At 65.8% G+C, this 13,967-nt stretch carries 18 protein-coding genes; 7 read left to right on the top strand and 11 right to left on the bottom strand.

The annotated features are described in order from the left end of the window. Positions 1-115 precede the first annotated feature (115 nt). Complete coding sequence (locus HV742_RS04805; protein WP_175144602.1) at positions 116-2,272, top strand: metallophosphoesterase; 2,157 nt, start codon at positions 116-118, stop codon at positions 2,270-2,272. 70 nt (positions 2,273-2,342) lie between these two features. Here HV742_RS04805 and HV742_RS04800 read toward each other — a convergent pair whose 3' ends face one another. Next, positions 2,343-3,302 carry an AraC-like ligand-binding domain-containing protein gene (locus tag HV742_RS04800; protein WP_054419978.1) on the bottom strand — a complete coding sequence of 320 codons (960 nt, stop codon included), beginning with the start codon at positions 3,300-3,302 and terminating at the stop codon, positions 2,343-2,345. A gap of 165 nt (positions 3,303-3,467) precedes the next feature. Here HV742_RS04800 and HV742_RS04795 point away from each other — a divergent pair, with 165 nt between their 5' ends. Genes HV742_RS04795 through HV742_RS04770 form a run of 6 tightly spaced genes read left to right on the top strand, consistent with a single transcriptional unit; the run spans position 3,468 to position 9,170 of the window. Beyond that, entirely contained in the window at positions 3,468-4,364 is an 897-nt protein-coding gene (locus HV742_RS04795; protein WP_175144601.1) for an alpha/beta fold hydrolase, read from the top strand. A 16-nt stretch (positions 4,365-4,380) separates the two neighbouring features. Next, complete coding sequence (locus HV742_RS04790; protein WP_049077246.1) at positions 4,381-5,553, top strand: substrate-binding domain-containing protein; 1,173 nt, start codon at positions 4,381-4,383, stop codon at positions 5,551-5,553. Between the two features lie 12 nt (positions 5,554-5,565). After that, complete coding sequence (locus HV742_RS04785; protein WP_049077248.1) at positions 5,566-6,336, top strand: ABC transporter ATP-binding protein; 771 nt, start codon at positions 5,566-5,568, stop codon at positions 6,334-6,336. Beyond that, positions 6,333-7,085: an ABC transporter ATP-binding protein gene (locus HV742_RS04780; RefSeq protein WP_175144600.1), complete on the top strand. Its 753-nt coding sequence runs from the start codon at positions 6,333-6,335 to the stop codon at positions 7,083-7,085. Before HV742_RS04785 ends, HV742_RS04780 begins: the two co-directional genes overlap by 4 nt. Further along, positions 7,082-8,092 (top strand): branched-chain amino acid ABC transporter permease, encoded by a 1,011-nt coding sequence (locus HV742_RS04775; RefSeq protein WP_049077251.1) that lies wholly within the window; start codon positions 7,082-7,084, stop codon positions 8,090-8,092. Before HV742_RS04780 ends, HV742_RS04775 begins: the two co-directional genes overlap by 4 nt. Positions 8,093-8,102: 10 nt before the next feature. Further along, a complete protein-coding gene (locus HV742_RS04770; protein WP_175144599.1) occupies positions 8,103-9,170 on the top strand; it encodes a branched-chain amino acid ABC transporter permease in 1,068 nt (355 codons plus the stop codon). A 48-nt stretch (positions 9,171-9,218) separates the two neighbouring features. On the opposite strand, the gene HV742_RS04765 is transcribed toward HV742_RS04770, so the two are convergent. From HV742_RS04765 to rplD, 10 genes are all read right to left on the bottom strand, one after another. Further along, entirely contained in the window at positions 9,219-9,797 is a 579-nt protein-coding gene (locus HV742_RS04765; protein ID WP_254600969.1) for a hypothetical protein, read from the bottom strand. Positions 9,798-9,894: 97 nt separating this feature from the next. Beyond that, positions 9,895-10,176 (bottom strand): 30S ribosomal protein S17, encoded by a 282-nt coding sequence (gene rpsQ, locus HV742_RS04760; RefSeq protein WP_006216549.1) that lies wholly within the window; start codon positions 10,174-10,176, stop codon positions 9,895-9,897. A gap of 2 nt (positions 10,177-10,178) precedes the next feature. Next, the gene (gene rpmC, locus HV742_RS04755) at positions 10,179-10,370 is read right to left on the bottom strand and encodes a 50S ribosomal protein L29 (protein ID WP_003806912.1); all 192 of its coding nucleotides are present in this window, start codon (positions 10,368-10,370) and stop codon (positions 10,179-10,181) included. Positions 10,371-10,383: 13 nt separating this feature from the next. Then, positions 10,384-10,800 (bottom strand): 50S ribosomal protein L16, encoded by a 417-nt coding sequence (rplP, locus tag HV742_RS04750; RefSeq protein WP_006389610.1) that lies wholly within the window; start codon positions 10,798-10,800, stop codon positions 10,384-10,386. Between the two features lie 2 nt (positions 10,801-10,802). Continuing rightward, the gene (rpsC, locus tag HV742_RS04745; RefSeq protein WP_006389609.1) at positions 10,803-11,594 is read right to left on the bottom strand and encodes a 30S ribosomal protein S3; all 792 of its coding nucleotides are present in this window, start codon (positions 11,592-11,594) and stop codon (positions 10,803-10,805) included. Between the two features lie 9 nt (positions 11,595-11,603). Beyond that, a complete protein-coding gene (gene rplV / locus HV742_RS04740; RefSeq protein ID WP_006389608.1) occupies positions 11,604-11,933 on the bottom strand; it encodes a 50S ribosomal protein L22 in 330 nt (109 codons plus the stop codon). A gap of 3 nt (positions 11,934-11,936) precedes the next feature. Beyond that, positions 11,937-12,212 (bottom strand): 30S ribosomal protein S19, encoded by a 276-nt coding sequence (rpsS, locus tag HV742_RS04735; RefSeq protein ID WP_006216555.1) that lies wholly within the window; start codon positions 12,210-12,212, stop codon positions 11,937-11,939. Positions 12,213-12,224: 12 nt separating this feature from the next. Further along, positions 12,225-13,052 carry a 50S ribosomal protein L2 gene (rplB, locus tag HV742_RS04730; RefSeq protein ID WP_006389607.1) on the bottom strand — a complete coding sequence of 276 codons (828 nt, stop codon included), beginning with the start codon at positions 13,050-13,052 and terminating at the stop codon, positions 12,225-12,227. After that, positions 13,053-13,349, bottom strand: a complete 297-nt coding sequence (rplW, locus tag HV742_RS04725; RefSeq protein WP_006389606.1) for a 50S ribosomal protein L23 — start codon at positions 13,347-13,349, stop codon at positions 13,053-13,055. Next, on the bottom strand, positions 13,346-13,963 hold the full coding sequence (gene rplD, locus HV742_RS04720) for a 50S ribosomal protein L4 (protein ID WP_006389605.1): 618 nt from the start codon (positions 13,961-13,963) through the stop codon (positions 13,346-13,348). Before rplD ends, rplW begins: the two co-directional genes overlap by 4 nt. Positions 13,964-13,967: the final 4 nt, after the last annotated feature.

Here is a 13,967-nt window from a genome sequence, read left to right as displayed (position 1 = left end):
CTTTCATGTTGCTGTAACCCTGGCCGGCGAGGATTGCGCCTCACTCGCGGGCGGCATCTCCCAGGAACAGGGAAGCCACGCCTGAAGAAAAACTTGTTCCAACCCGAGAAGCACAATGCACCGATATCAGCAAAGCGCGCGCGCGCTGGGCGCGGCCGCGCTCATCAGCCTGGTGGCCGCCTGTGGCGGCGACAAGGACGACGACAACGACACCTCCCCGGTTGCCGAGACGCCGCCGGTGGCGCAACCCGCCGCGGTGCAGGTCGCCTTCATGCCGGACATCCATTTCCACGATGTCTACGCGGACTTCAAGGACGGCTCGTTCCCGGGCATCCCGAACCCCAAGCGCGGCGACAACGCCACCATCCGCACGATGTACGCGCAGCTGACCTCGACGCGCCTGTTCAACGAGAACTACTTCGCCTTCCTGGCCGCGCTGGACGACGCGGTGGCGCGCGGCGTGAAGTACATCGCCCTTCCCGGCGACTTCTCCGACGACGGCCAGCCGGTGCACATGCGCGGCCTGGTCAAGATCATGGACGATTACACGCGCAAGCATGGCATCCAGTTCTTCGCCGCCCCCGGCAACCATGACCCGGTGCGGCCGTTCAACCAGGCCAACGGCAAAAGCGACTACCTGGGCCTCGATCCGACGACGGGCGCGATCGGCTTCTCGCAGCCGATCTACAGCCGCGGCGGCAACGCCGCCTGCAGCACGCCCTATGCCGGCGACTGGGCGCGCGTGGGCGATACCTACTGCACCGAGGAGGTGCTGCACATGGGCTACGCGGGCATCACCGAGGCCCTGACCCAGCACGGCTTCATGCCCAAGCCCGAATACCTGTACTACGAGACCCCGTACAGCAGCTACAAGTACGAGGACTACAACTACAACACCGCGTTGTCGCAGGCCAGCTGGATCAACCGCCAGTACGAGATCTGCGCGCAAGGCACCGGCGGCCCGAACAAGCCGGCCAACTACACCTTCTGCAAGATGGTGCCGGACACCTCGTACGTGGTCGAGCCGGTCAAGGGCGTGTGGCTGGTCGGCATCGACGCGAACGTCTACGTGCCGACCGGCAACGGCGCCAACGATTTCACCGGCTCGGGCGACCAGGGCTACAACAAGATGCTCACGCACAAGGCGCACGTCATCAAGTGGCTGGCCGACGTGGTGGCGCGCGGCAAGGCGCAGGGCAAGCAGGTAGTGGCGTTCAGCCATTTCCCGATGACCGAGTTCTTCAACGGCGCCTCGGACGATATCGAGGCGCTGCTGGGCGCCAACAAGATGCAGATGGTGCGCCGCCCGGCCGAGAACACCACGCGCGCGCTGGCCGACACCGGCCTGAAGGTGCACGTGGGCGGCCACATGCACTTCAACGACACCGCGTCGCGCAACTACGGCGGCGACAAGGCGCTGTTCAACATCCAGGCACCGTCGATGGCGGCCTACGTGCCGGCCTATAAGCTAATGACGATGCAAGGCCCCGACCAGATCGAGCTGCAGACCATCCGCCTGGACAAGGTGCCGCGCTTTGACGAACTGTTCGACCTTTACCGCGCCGAGCACGCCTACACCGTGCCGCCGCGCTGGGACGTGTCGATCCTGGATGCCAAGGACTACGGCGACTTCAACTACCGCTACATGAGCGAACTGGTGCGCCTGCGCCTGCTGAACGATGACTGGCGCTGCGAAATGCGCGAGCTGGTCAAGAGCCCTTTGACCGGCGCCGACCTGCTGGTGCTGTCGCAGCTGCGCACTTCGGTGACGCTGGGCGAACTGCAGAACACCGGCGACCGCGCCCAGCTGACGCCCGAGTTCTTCAACTGCCTGTACGTCGCGGGCGGCCCGACCGCCAGCAACCCGGCCTTCGCCGGCGACATGGCCGACGCCACCACCCGCGCCCAGGCGCTGGCGCAGGCCAACGGCATGCAGCTGGCCGACTTCGCCAAGTGGAAGGCGCTGGACATGGCGGGCGACTTCGTGCGCCTGGCCAACGCCGGCGACCTGGCCTACGCCGACATCCCGGCGCAGCGCGCCAGCCAGTACAAGCTGCTGGCCCAGGCCCTGAGCCAGACCAACGCCAGCATGCAGATGAACGGCGACCGGGTCAGCGACGCCAACACCCCGGCCGACATGTTCAAGGCGCGCTTCAAGCCGCTGATGGCGATCATGCTGAAGCTGGCCGATGGCCTGCCGTCCGAGCACATCCGCCTGGACCTGAAGACCAACAGCCTGGTCAACCTGTCGGCCACGCCGTCACCGTTCTGATCGAACACGGGGCGCTAGCCCGATGCGACAAGGCCCGCGCGAGCGGGCCTTTTCATTGCGCGGCGCGAACCTAGCCGCGTGCGCGCCATTCGCGCGGCGACACGCCGAAGCGGCGCTTGAACAGCCGACTGAAATGCGAGGGATGGGCGAAGCCGGCCTGGTACGCCAGCTCGGCGATGCCGCGGTGGCGTTGCGCCGGGTTCAGCAGCAATTCGCGGCAGCGCTCCAGGCGCTGGTCGAAGACGAAGCTTTCCACCGACAGGTCGCCCGCCTGGAAGATGCGGTGCAGGTAGGCCACCGACAGGCCGCAGCCCTGCGCCACCCGCTGCGGCGACAGCGCCGGGTCAGCCAGGTGCTGGCGGATGTAGGCCATGGCGCGCTGGCGATGCGCCATGGTCACGCTGCTGTCGGCTTCCGAGGCGTGGCCCTGCCCCGGCTGCACCAGGAACAGCACGATCAGGTCGATCAGCCGTTCGCCCAGTTCGGCCGCCTCCGCCGGCGACCAGCCGTCCAGCCCCTTGAAAAGGTGGTCCATGTAGCTGGCCAGCATCGCGCCGCGCGGCGACCCGTCATCGACGCGCAGCTTGTAGAAGGGGCCGATGCGCGAATCGCGCTGCGACAGCGCGCTGCGCGGGAACGACACGCTCAGGCTGCGGTAGCCGTCGGCGCCGAGCGCGGTGGCCTGGTAAGGCAGGCTCTGGTTCATCAGGTAGACGCAGCCGGGCTCGACCTGGAACTCGCGGCCCTGCTGCACCACGGCCAGCGGCCCGGCCAGCGGCAGGCCGAAGGTGTAGAACTCCTGGTCCAGCCGCGAGGCATTGCCGGCGGTGCGCTCGATCTTCTGTCCCTGATAGTGCAGGTCGTTGAACTGCAGGCTGGCGCGCCGCACATAGCGCACGTGGCCGGCGAACTGGCCGGCCTGGCCGTGGTGCACCTCGAACGGCCCGAAGGCATCCGACAGGGCCGCGCGCCATTGCTCGTACCGCTCGACGCCAGCGATGGCCGAAGTGGCGAATTCCGTGTCGGGCATGGCGCGGTCTCCTGGTTCGCGAGGGTCGGCGGGGGCTCGTGACCCTGCGTCTACATATTCTTGACTCACCCTGCCGCGGGTGGTCCGGCGCATTGTGGCCGCGCCTGGCGCAAGTCTATAGTCAGCGCCACAAGCATACAACCTGGACAACCCGGGAGGAGACGCATGGCCAACGCGCCCGCACAGGCCGCTCGCCACACGCCGGCTTCGCGCTATCTGCGCTGCGAAGGCCGCGAGCTGCATTACACCGAATGGGGCCGCCCGGACGCCCCCGCGCTCATCATGTGGCACGGCCTGGCCCGGACCGGCCGCGACTTCGACGAGCTGGCGCAGGCGCTGGCCGGCGACTACCGCATCCTCTGCCCCGACACGATCGGGCGCGGACTGTCGCAATGGAGCCCCGATCCGGTGGCCGAGTACCGGCTGGACTTCTACGCCCGGCTGGCGCGCGCCCTGCTCGACGGCCTGGGGCTGGACCGGGTGCGCTGGGTCGGCACCTCGATGGGCGGCGCCACCGGCATGTACGCCGCCGCCACCACGCTCAAGGACCGCATTTCGCACCTGGTGGTCAACGACATCGGGCCGTCGCTGCCGCAGCCGGCCATCGACCGCATTCTGGCCTATGCCGGCAACCCGCCGGCCTTCGACACCGTCACCGAGCTGGAAACCTGGCTGCGCGCCGCCTACAAGCCCTATGGCTGGCAGAGCGACGAGCAATGGCGCCGCATGGCCGAGACCTCGGTGCGCCGCCTGCCCGACGGCCGCGTCACGGCGCATTACGATCCGGCCATCGTCGGCCAGTTCCACCACCACCCGGCGGACTATGAACGCTGGGCCGAATACGACAGCCTGCGCGTGCCGCTGTTGCTGCTGCGCGGCGCCGATTCCGACCTGCTGCTGCCCGAGGTCGCCGAGGCCATGACCCGCCGCGGCCCGCGCGCCCGGCGCATCGACTTCCCTGACTGCGGTCATGCGCCGGCCTTGAACGTCGAGCCGCAGATCGAGGCCGTCCGCCAATTTCTCGCCACGCCGGCCGCCGCCGCAGCCGCCGGCGCCTACTAGAACCAAGGAGACTCCCATGAAACGCATCCTGCTCGCCGCGCTGGCCGGCCTGTGCCTGAGTTCGGCCGCCATGGCCAAGGACTTCGTGGTGGCACACGTCTACGACAAGACCGGGCCGCTGGAGGCCTACGCCAAGCAGACCCACAACGGCCTGATGCTGGGCCTGGAATACGCCACGCAAGGCACCATGACGGTGGCCGGGCGCAAGATCCGCGTGATCGAGAAGGACAACCAGGGCAAGCCCGACGTTGCTCGCGCCCAGCTCGCCTCGGCCTACGCCGATGACAACGCCGACATCGCGGTGGGCCCGACCTCGTCGGGCGTGGCGCTGGCCATGCTGCCGATCGCCGAGGAATACGAGAAGATCCTGCTGGTGGAACCCGCGGTGGCCGACTCGATCACCGGCGACAAGTGGAACAAGTACATCTTCCGCACCGGCCGCAATTCGTCGCAGGACGCCATCGCCAACGCTGTCGCCTTCGACCAGCCGGATACGTCCATCGCCATGCTGGCGCAGGACTACGCGTTCGGCCGCGACGGCGTCAAGGCCTTCAAGGGCGCGCTCAAGCAGGCCAGGATCGTGCACGAGGAATACCTGCCGGCCAACGCCACCGACTTCACCGCCGGCGCGCAACGCCTGTTCGACGCGCTCAAGGACAAGCCGGGCCGCAAGATCATCTTCATCCTGTGGGCCGGCGCCGGCAATCCGTTCAAGATCGCCGATCTCGACCCCAAGCGCTTCGGCATCGAGATCGCCACCGGCGGCAACACGTTGGCCGCGATGACGCCGCTCAAATCGCTGGCCGGCATGGAAGGCGCGACCTATTACTACTACGGCATCCCCAAGAACCCGATCAACGACTGGCTGGTGGCCGAGCACCAGAAGCGCTACGGCCAGCCGCCGGACTTCTTCACCGCCGGCGGCATGTCGGCCGCCATCGCCATTGTGACGGCGCTGAACAAGAGCGCCGGCAAGAGCGACACCGACACGCTCATCAAGACGATGGAAGGCATGAGCTTCGACACGCCCAAGGGCAAGATGACCTTCCGCCCGGAAGACCACCAGGCCATGCAGTCGATGTACCACTTCCGCATCAAGAACGACGCCTCGGTGCCGTGGGCGGTGCAGGATCTGGTCAAGGAAATCACGCCCGACCAGATGGCGGTGCCGATCCAGAACAAACGCTGAGCCCTGCCCTTCATGCTGGAAACCCAATCGCTCACGATCCGCTTCGGCGGCCACGTGGCCGTCAACGCGGTGAGCTGCCGCTTCGCGCCGGGCAGCCTGACGGCCATCGTCGGGCCCAACGGCGCGGGCAAGACCACCTATTTCAACCTGATCTCGGGGCAACTGCGCGCCAGCGCCGGTTCGGTGCACCTGAACGGCCGCGACCTGACCGGGCTGTCGGCGCCGGCGCGCATGCATGCCGGCCTGGGGCGCGCCTTCCAGCTGACGCAGCTGTTCCCGCGCCTGTCGGTGCGCGAGAACGTGCGGCTGGCGCTGCAATCGCGCCAGCAGGGCCTGGGCTGGCGCCAGATCCGCTTCTGGCGCACCTGGGACGATGACCGGGCGCTGCTGGCGCGCGCCGACGCGCTGCTCGAACGCACCCGCCTGACGGCCCGCCGCGACCAGGCCGCGGCCGACCTGCCGCACGGCGACCAGCGCAAGCTCGAGATCGCCATGCTGATCGCGCTGGAGCCGCAGGTGTTCATGTTCGACGAACCCACCGCTGGCATGAGCGTGGACGACGTGCCCGTGGTGCTGGACCTGATCCGCGAGATCAAGGCCGACGCGTCCAAGACGATCCTGCTGGTGGAACACAAGATGGACGTGGTGCGCGAACTGGCGGACCGCATCGTGGTGCTGCACAACGGCGAATTGATGGCCGACGGCGAGCCCGCCGAGGTGATCGCCTCGCCGATCGTGCAGCAGGCCTACCTGGGCGCCGCCCTGCCGGAGAAGACGACATGAGCGCGGCCACCTTGCTGGAACTGAAGGACGTGCACACGCACATCGGCGCGTATCACATCCTGCACGGCGTGGACCTGGCGGTTCCCGCCGCGGGCGTCACCATGCTGCTGGGCCGCAATGGCGCGGGCAAGACCACCACGCTGCGCACCATCATGGGCCTGTGGAAGGCGACACAGGGCCACATCGGCTTTGACGGCGCCGCGGTCGGCGGCCCGGGCGTGCGCACCTCGCCGCCCGACATGGCGCGCCAGGGCATCGCCTACGTGCCGGAGAACATGGGCATCTTCGCCGACCTGTCGGTGAAAGAGAACATCCTGCTGGCCGCGCGCCAGGCGCGAAGCGCCGCGCAGCTGGACACCGCGCGGCTGGAATGGATCTTCGGCTTCTTCCCCGCGCTGCGCAAATTCTGGCTGTACCCCGCCGGCAAGCTGTCGGGCGGCCAGAAGCAGATGCTGGCGGTCGCGCGCGCCATCATCGAGCCACGCCGCCTGCTGCTGGTCGACGAGCCCAGCAAGGGCCTGGCGCCCGCCATCATCCAGAACATGATCGACGCCTTCATCGAACTCAAGCAGGCCTCCACCACCATCCTGCTGGTGGAGCAGAACTTCAATTTCGCGCGCCAGGTGGGCGACCACGTCGCGGTCATGGACAACGGCCGGGTGGTGCACGCCGGCGGCATGGCCGAGCTGGCGCAAGACGACGCGCTGCAGACCCGCCTGCTGGGCCTGTCGCTGGGAGCGCACCAATGAGCGCCGCCGATATCGATACGCCGCTGCCGCAAACCCGCGCGGACCTGCGCCCGGTGCTGCTGGTGCTGGCGCTGGCCGCCATCGCGCTGCCGCTGGTCGGCTCGTTCTCGACCTGGGTGACGCTGACCTTCGCCGGCCTGGCGATGGGCATGATCATCTTCATCGTGGCCTCCGGCATGACGCTGGTGTTCGGCCTGATGGATGTGCTGAACTTCGGCCATGGCCTGTTCATTGCGATCGGCGCCTACATGGCGGCCACGGTGCTTGGCGCGATGTCCGACTGGACCCAGACCGGCAGCCTGTGGCTGAACCTGGCCGCGGTGCTGCCCGCCATGATCGTCGGCATGCTGGTGGCAGGCGCGGTGGGCGTGGCGTTCGAGCGCGTGATCGTGCGGCCGGTCTATGGCCAGCACCTCAAGCAGATCCTCATCACCATGGGCGGCATGATCATCGGCGAAGAGATCATCAAGATGCTGTGGGGTCCGCAGACGCTGTCGCTGCCCTTGCCCGAGGCGTTGCGCGGCGCGCTGCTGGTCGGCGACGCCGCCATCGAGAAATTCCGCATCGTCGCCCTGGTGGTGGGCCTGGCGGTGCTGGGCGGCATGCTGTGGCTGCTCAACCGCACCAAGCTCGGCCTGCTGATCCGCGCCGGGGTCGAGGACCGCGAGATGGTCGAGAGCCTGGGCTACCGCATACGCCATCTGTTCGTCGGCGTATTCGTGGCCGGCTCGATGCTCGCCGGCCTGGGCGGCGTGCTGTGGGGCCTGTACCAGCAATCTATCGTGCCGCAGCTGGGCGCGCAGGTGAACGTGCTGATCTTCATCGTCATCATGATCGGCGGGCTGGGCTCGACCGTGGGCTGCCTGATCGGCGCGCTGCTGGTCGGCTTGATGGCCAACTACACCGGCTTCCTGATGCCCAAGGCCGCGCTGTTCTCGAACATCGCGCTGATGGTCGCCATCCTGCTGTGGCGCCCGCAAGGCGTGTACCCGGTCACGAATCGCTAGGAATCGCCCCATGTCCTTCCGCCTGCTATCCGGCGATCCTCCGCGCAGCACGCTGCTGGCGGTCATGCTGATCGTCATCGTCGTCGCGCTGGCCGCGGCGCCCTTCCTGTTTCCCGGCCCCAAGTCGCTGGCCGTGGCGGCCAAGATCCTGGTATTTGTGATCCTGGTCGCCAGCTACGATCTGCTGCTGGGTTATACCGGCATCGTCAGCTTCGCCCACACCATGTTCTTCGGCATCGGCGCCTACGGCGTGGCAATCGCCAGCGTCCGCATGGAGGCCGGTTGGCTGGCGGTGCTGACGGGCACGGCCGCGGGCCTGGCCTTGTCGCTGGTGTTCGCCCTCATCATCGGCCTGGCCAGCCTGCGTGTTCGCGCCATCTTCTACGCCATGATCACGCTGGCAGTGGCGGCGGCATTCCAGACCCTGGTGTCACAGCTGTCCGACCTGACCGGCGGCGAGGACGGACTGAACTTCAAGGTGCCCCAGGCCCTGCGCCCGGCCTTCCGGCCCCTGTCCGAACCGCTGTTCGGCGTGAACATCGATGGCCGCATCATCACCTACTATCTGATCGCCGCGGTTTGCGTGGCGCTGTTCCTGATGCTGCTGCGCATCGTCAATTCGCCGTTCGGCCGCGTGCTGCAGGCGATCCGCGAGAATCCGTTCCGCGCCGAAGCGATCGGCTACCGCACGGTGCTGTACCGCAGCCTGTCGAACCTGCTGGCGGCGGCGTTCGCCACGCTGGCCGGCGCGCTGTATGCGCTCTGGCTGCGCTACAACGGGCCGGACACCTCGCTGTCGTTCGAGATCATGCTCAACATCCTGCTGATGGTGGTGATCGGCGGCATGGGCACGATGTACGGCGCAGTGATCGGCGCCAGCCTGTTTGTGTTCGCGCAAAGCTACCTGCAGGACGGTCTGCACGTCATCCACGATGCCGTAGGCAGCGTGGCACCGTTGGCCCTGTTGTTCGAACCCGACCGCTGGCTGCTGTGGCTGGGCATCCTGTTCGTGCTGTCCGTGTATTACTTTCCCACCGGGGTCGCCGGACGCCTGCGGGAGCTGGCCCGGCCGCGCTAAGCCGTCCGTGCCCTTGCCCGCCGGAATTGCCTGAGGAAACAGCCGCGCTCAGCGCGATCCCTGCCTCAGCGCCTCGCCGCCACGCCGCATTTCGTTGACCCGCCTTTGCATCTGGTCCACGCTGCGTTGCGCCTCGCCACCGCCCAATTGCGAGCCGGAGGGCGCGGGCGCGAGCGGCGCCATATTCATAGGCGTGCCGGTGGTCAGCGGGATCATGGCCGGTGGAAACGGGTCCGCCGCCGCCGGCTTCCGCGTCAGCAGCCGTTCCAGGACACGCAGTTGCTCTTGCTGCGCCTGTAGCGCGCGTTCGTTGTCCAGCAACGCCTGTTCATCCTCATCCTGCGTGCCGAAGATGGCCGCGTGATCGAGCGACAGGCCATCCAGCCGCACGCGCGGATCCGGGCCCGCATTGAGCGCGTTGCGGCCGATCGCGGCGGGATCGGCGCTGGGCGTCACGACACCTGGCGGCCTTGCCTGGGCGTCGGCGGGGGCGGTAGCCACCGGCGCCGCCGGCCCGCGTTCCGCATCCGCGGCCTGGGCACCCGTACCTGCCGCCAGCGCACCCATGGCGACCCACCCGCCGTGCACAATCGCTTTCCTGAAACCGCGCATGATGTCCTTGGACAACCCATTCCAAAACGAAGCCGCGAGACGAAAAAAAACGGCAAGGGCCTGAACCCTTGCCGTTTTACCTCAGAACGGCGAACCGTTCCGAAATCTTCACTTAGATGATACGCGCGGCTTCAACCAGACGCACCACACGCCACGACTTCGAGCGCGAGATGGGACGGCCTTCAGCGATTTCAACCGTATCGCCTTCGTTGTACTGGTTCGACTCATCGTGCGCCTTGTACTTCGCGGAACGCATGATGATCTTGCCGAAGATGGGGTGCTTGACGCGGCGCTCAACCAGAACGACGACAGTCTTGTCCATCTTGTTGCTGACGACCTTGCCGACCAGCGTACGCTGGCGCTTGGCCACTTGGGTGTTTTGAGTTTCGCTCATCTTTATTTCCCTGCCTTCTCGGTCAGCAAGGTACGCACGCGCGCGATGTCGCGGCGCACGTTACGCAGCTGGCTGGTGTTGGCAAGCTGCTGCGTGGCCTTCTGCATACGCAGACCGAATTGTGCCTTCAGCAGGCTTTCGAGCTCTTTGCCGAGCTCGGCGGCGTCTTTCGAACGGAGTTCGCTGGCTTTCATGTCTTAGTACTCCTTAAGCACCGATATGACGCGCGACGAACGTGGTCGAAATCGGCAGCTTGGCAGCGGCCAGGCGGAAAGCTTCACGCGCGAGCTCTTCGCTAACCCCTTCCATTTCGTAGAGCACCTTGCCGGGCTGAATCTCGGCGACCCAGTACTCCGGGTTGCCCTTACCGTTACCCATACGGACTTCGGCAGGCTTTTGCGAGATGGGCTTATCCGGGAAAATGCGAATCCAGATGCGGCCGCCGCGCTTGATGTGACGGTTGATGGCACGACGAGCGGCTTCGATCTGGCGAGCGGTCAGACGGCCACGGCCGGTGGCCTTCAGACCGAATTCGCCGAACGACACGTGGGTGCCACGGGTCGCCAGACCGGTGTTGCGGCCCTTCTGCTCTTTGCGATACTTTCTGCGAGAGGGTTGCAGCATGGTTATTCTCCTTCAGGCGCCGGAGCAGCGTCCGCCTTGCGGGGACCACGGCCACGACCACCCGGACGACCGGTGCGAGCACCGTCCGGACGATCACCACGCGGAGCGCGGCGCGGACGACGTTCTTCTTCACGCGGGGCGGCGGTTTCCGGCGGCAGTTCGCCGTTGGCCAGCATGTCGCCCTTGTAGACCCAGACCTTGATGCCGATCACGCCGTACGTGGTGTGGGCTTCGGAGGTGCCGTAGTCGATGTTGGCCTTGAGGGTGTGCAGCGGCACACGGCCTTCGCGATACCACTCGGTGCGAGCAATTTCGATACCGTTCAGACGGCCCGAGCTCATGATCTTGATGCCTTGGGCACCCAGACGCATGGCGTTCTGCATCGCGCGCTTCATGGCGCGGCGGAACATGATGCGCTTCTCGAGCTGTTGCGAGATCGAGTCGGCGATCAGTTGAGCATCGGTTTCCGGCTTGCGGATTTCTTCGATGTTGACGTGCACGGGCACGCCCATCAGGCGCTGCAGATCAGCCTTCAGGCTTTCGATGTCTTCGCCGCGCTTGCCGATCACCACGCCCGGACGAGCCGAGTAGACGGTGATGCGGGCATTCTTGGCGGGACGCTCGATGATCACGCGACCGACGGAGGCGCTCTTGAGCTTCTTCTTCAGGTACTCGCGGACGCGGATGTCTTCGGCCAGCATGCTGCCGAAGGCCTTGTCGTCGGCGAACCAACGCGAGGACCAATTACGGGTGACCGCGAGACGGAACCCAGTGGGGTGAATTTTCTGACCCATCGTGACTCCTTAAGCTCCGACCTTGACCGTGATGTGGCAGGTCTGCTTCTCGATACGGTTGCCGCGGCCCTTGGCGCGAGCGGAGAAGCGCTTCATCGACTGAGCCTTGTCCACGAAGATCGTGGTGACTTTCAGTTCGTCGATATCGGCGCCGTCGTTGTGCTCGGCGTTGGCGATGGCGGACTCGACAGCCTTCTTCAGGATGGCGGCGGCCTTCTTCGGCGAGAAGGTGAGGATCTCGAGCGCACGGCCGACCTTCTGGCCGCGGATCAGATCCGCAACCAGACGCGTCTTTTGAGCGGAGATGTGAACCCCACGGATAATGGCAGTAGTTTCCATCGCTTACCTCTTCGCCTTCTTGTCCGCGGCGTGACCCTTGAACGTACGGGTCAGCGCGAACTCGCCCAGCTTGTGACCGACCATGTTCTCGTTGATGTAAACGGGAACATGCTGCTTGCCGTTGTGCACAGCGATCGTCAGACCGATGAACTCGGGCAGGATCGTCGAGCGACGCGACCAGGTCTTGATCGGCTTCTTGTCTTTGCCCGCGACGGCCGTGTCCACCTTTTTGATCAGGTGAGCATCGACAAACGGGCCTTTCTTGATCGAACGTGACATAGTGTTCGCCTCTTACTTGCGCTTGCGCCGTTGGACGATCATATTGTTCGTCCGCTTGTTGCGACGGGTCTTGTAACCCTTCGCCGGAGTGCCCCACGGGCTGACCGGTTCGCGTGCTTCACCGGTACGGCCTTCACCGCCACCGTGCGGGTGGTCGACCGGGTTCATGGCCACGCCACGAACCGTCGGGCGGACACCGCGCCAACGCATTGCACCGGCCTTGCCGATTTGGCGCAGGCTGTGTTCTTCGTTACCGACTTCACCGATGGTGGCACGGCATTCGATGTGCACACGGCGAACTTCACCCGAGCGCAGACGCACTTGAGCGTAGGTACCTTCGCGGGCCAGCAGGACGGCGGAAGCGCCGGCCGAACGGACCATCTGGGCACCCTTGCCAGGCAGCATTTCGACGCAGTGAATCGTCGTACCCACCGGGATGTTGCGGATCGGCAGCGTGTTGCCGGCGCGGATCGGGGCTTCGATGCCCGAGATCAGCGTGGCGCCCACTTCCAGGCCGCGCGGAGCGATGATGTAGCGACGCTCGCCGTCGGCGTAGCACAGCAGAGCGATGTGCGCCGTACGGTTCGGGTCGTATTCCAGACGCTCGACCTTCGCGGGGATGCCGTCCTTGTCGCGACGGAAGTCGACGACACGGTAGTGTTGCTTGTGACCGCCGCCACGGTGGCGGATCGTGATGTGACCGTTGTTGTTACGGCCCGAACCACGGGTCTTCTTTTCCAGCAGCGGCGCGTAGGGCTCACCCTTGTGCAGGTTCGGGCTGACAACCTTCACCATGCCACGGCGGCCAGCCGAAGTCGGCTTAACTTTTACGAGGGCCATTTACTTCACCTCCGCAAAGTCGATTTCCTGGCCGTCCTTGAGCGAAACGTAGGCCTTGCGCTCGTCGCGACGACGGCCAACGAATCGGCCAAAGCGCTTGACTTTGCCCTTACGGTTGAGGACCTGCACGGACTCGACCTGCACCTTGAAGAGCAGTTCGACGGCAGCCTTGATTTCCGGCTTGGTAGCGTCAGCCACGACACGGAAAGCGACTTGCTGATTCTTCTCAGCGACGAACGTGGCCTTTTCGGTCACGATCGGAGCCAGAATGACTTGCATCAAGCGTTCAGCGTTCATCCCAGCATCTCCTCGAGTTGAGCGATGGCCGGCTTGGTGATCAGCACTTTCTTGTAGTGGACCAGCGACAACGGATCGGCATAACGGGGCTCGACAACGGCAACGTGCGGCAGGTTGCGGGTGGCGAGGTAAACATTTTCATCGACGTTGTCGGTGATGATCAGGACCGAGTCCAGGCCCAGGCTCTTCAGCTTTGCAGCGGCAGCCTTGGTCTTGGGCGATTCCAGATCGAACGATTCGACGACGGCGATGCGGTCTTCGCGAGCCAGCTGCGACAGGATCGAGCGGATCCCGGCGCGGTACATCTTCTTGTTGACCTTCTGGCTGAAGTTCTCTTCCGGCGAGTTCGGGAAAATCCGACCACCGCCACGCCACAGCGGCGACGAGGTCATACCGGCGCGAGCGCGGCCGGTACCCTTCTGGCGCCAGGGCTTCTTGGTCGAGTGCTTGACTTCCGAGCGATCCTTCTGAGCGCGGTTGCCGGCACGGGCGTTGGCTTGGAAAGCCACCACGATCTGATGAATCAGCGCTTCGTTGAAGTCACGGCCGAAGATCGTGTCGGGCGCGCTGAAAGTCGCGGCCTGACCTTGGTCGTTCAGGAGCTTGAGATCCATTTAC

The organism is Achromobacter ruhlandii (assembly GCF_902859695.1).
Classification (GTDB): domain Bacteria; phylum Pseudomonadota; class Gammaproteobacteria; order Burkholderiales; family Burkholderiaceae_B; genus Achromobacter; species Achromobacter ruhlandii.
This window is presented reverse-complemented; position numbering and strand designations above follow the sequence as displayed.

Bases quoted from the DNA above. Each gene is read 5' to 3' on its own strand.
- rpsS (WP_006216555.1), bottom strand. From the start codon at position 12,212: ATGTCACGTTCGATCAAGAAAGGCCCGTTTGTCGATGCTCACCTGATC.
- rpmC (WP_003806912.1), bottom strand. From the start codon at position 10,370: ATGAAAGCCAGCGAACTCCGTTCGAAAGACGCCGCCGAGCTCGGCAAA.
- rplW (WP_006389606.1), bottom strand. From the start codon at position 13,349: ATGAACGCTGAACGCTTGATGCAAGTCATTCTGGCTCCGATCGTGACC.
- rplB (WP_006389607.1), bottom strand. From the start codon at position 13,052: ATGGCCCTCGTAAAAGTTAAGCCGACTTCGGCTGGCCGCCGTGGCATG.
- rpsC (WP_006389609.1), bottom strand. From the start codon at position 11,594: ATGGGTCAGAAAATTCACCCCACTGGGTTCCGTCTCGCGGTCACCCGT.
- HV742_RS04770 (WP_175144599.1), top strand. From the start codon at position 8,103: ATGTCCTTCCGCCTGCTATCCGGCGATCCTCCGCGCAGCACGCTGCTG.
- rplD (WP_006389605.1), bottom strand. From the start codon at position 13,963: ATGGATCTCAAGCTCCTGAACGACCAAGGTCAGGCCGCGACTTTCAGC.
- HV742_RS04785 (WP_049077248.1), top strand. From the start codon at position 5,566: ATGCTGGAAACCCAATCGCTCACGATCCGCTTCGGCGGCCACGTGGCC.
- HV742_RS04790 (WP_049077246.1), top strand. From the start codon at position 4,381: ATGAAACGCATCCTGCTCGCCGCGCTGGCCGGCCTGTGCCTGAGTTCG.
- rplP (WP_006389610.1), bottom strand. From the start codon at position 10,800: ATGCTGCAACCCTCTCGCAGAAAGTATCGCAAAGAGCAGAAGGGCCGC.
- HV742_RS04775 (WP_049077251.1), top strand. From the start codon at position 7,082: ATGAGCGCCGCCGATATCGATACGCCGCTGCCGCAAACCCGCGCGGAC.
- rpsQ (WP_006216549.1), bottom strand. From the start codon at position 10,176: ATGAGCGAAACTCAAAACACCCAAGTGGCCAAGCGCCAGCGTACGCTG.
- rplV (WP_006389608.1), bottom strand. From the start codon at position 11,933: ATGGAAACTACTGCCATTATCCGTGGGGTTCACATCTCCGCTCAAAAG.
- HV742_RS04780 (WP_175144600.1), top strand. From the start codon at position 6,333: ATGAGCGCGGCCACCTTGCTGGAACTGAAGGACGTGCACACGCACATC.
- HV742_RS04795 (WP_175144601.1), top strand. From the start codon at position 3,468: ATGGCCAACGCGCCCGCACAGGCCGCTCGCCACACGCCGGCTTCGCGC.
- HV742_RS04805 (WP_175144602.1), top strand. From the start codon at position 116: ATGCACCGATATCAGCAAAGCGCGCGCGCGCTGGGCGCGGCCGCGCTC.
- HV742_RS04800 (WP_054419978.1), bottom strand. From the start codon at position 3,302: ATGCCCGACACGGAATTCGCCACTTCGGCCATCGCTGGCGTCGAGCGG.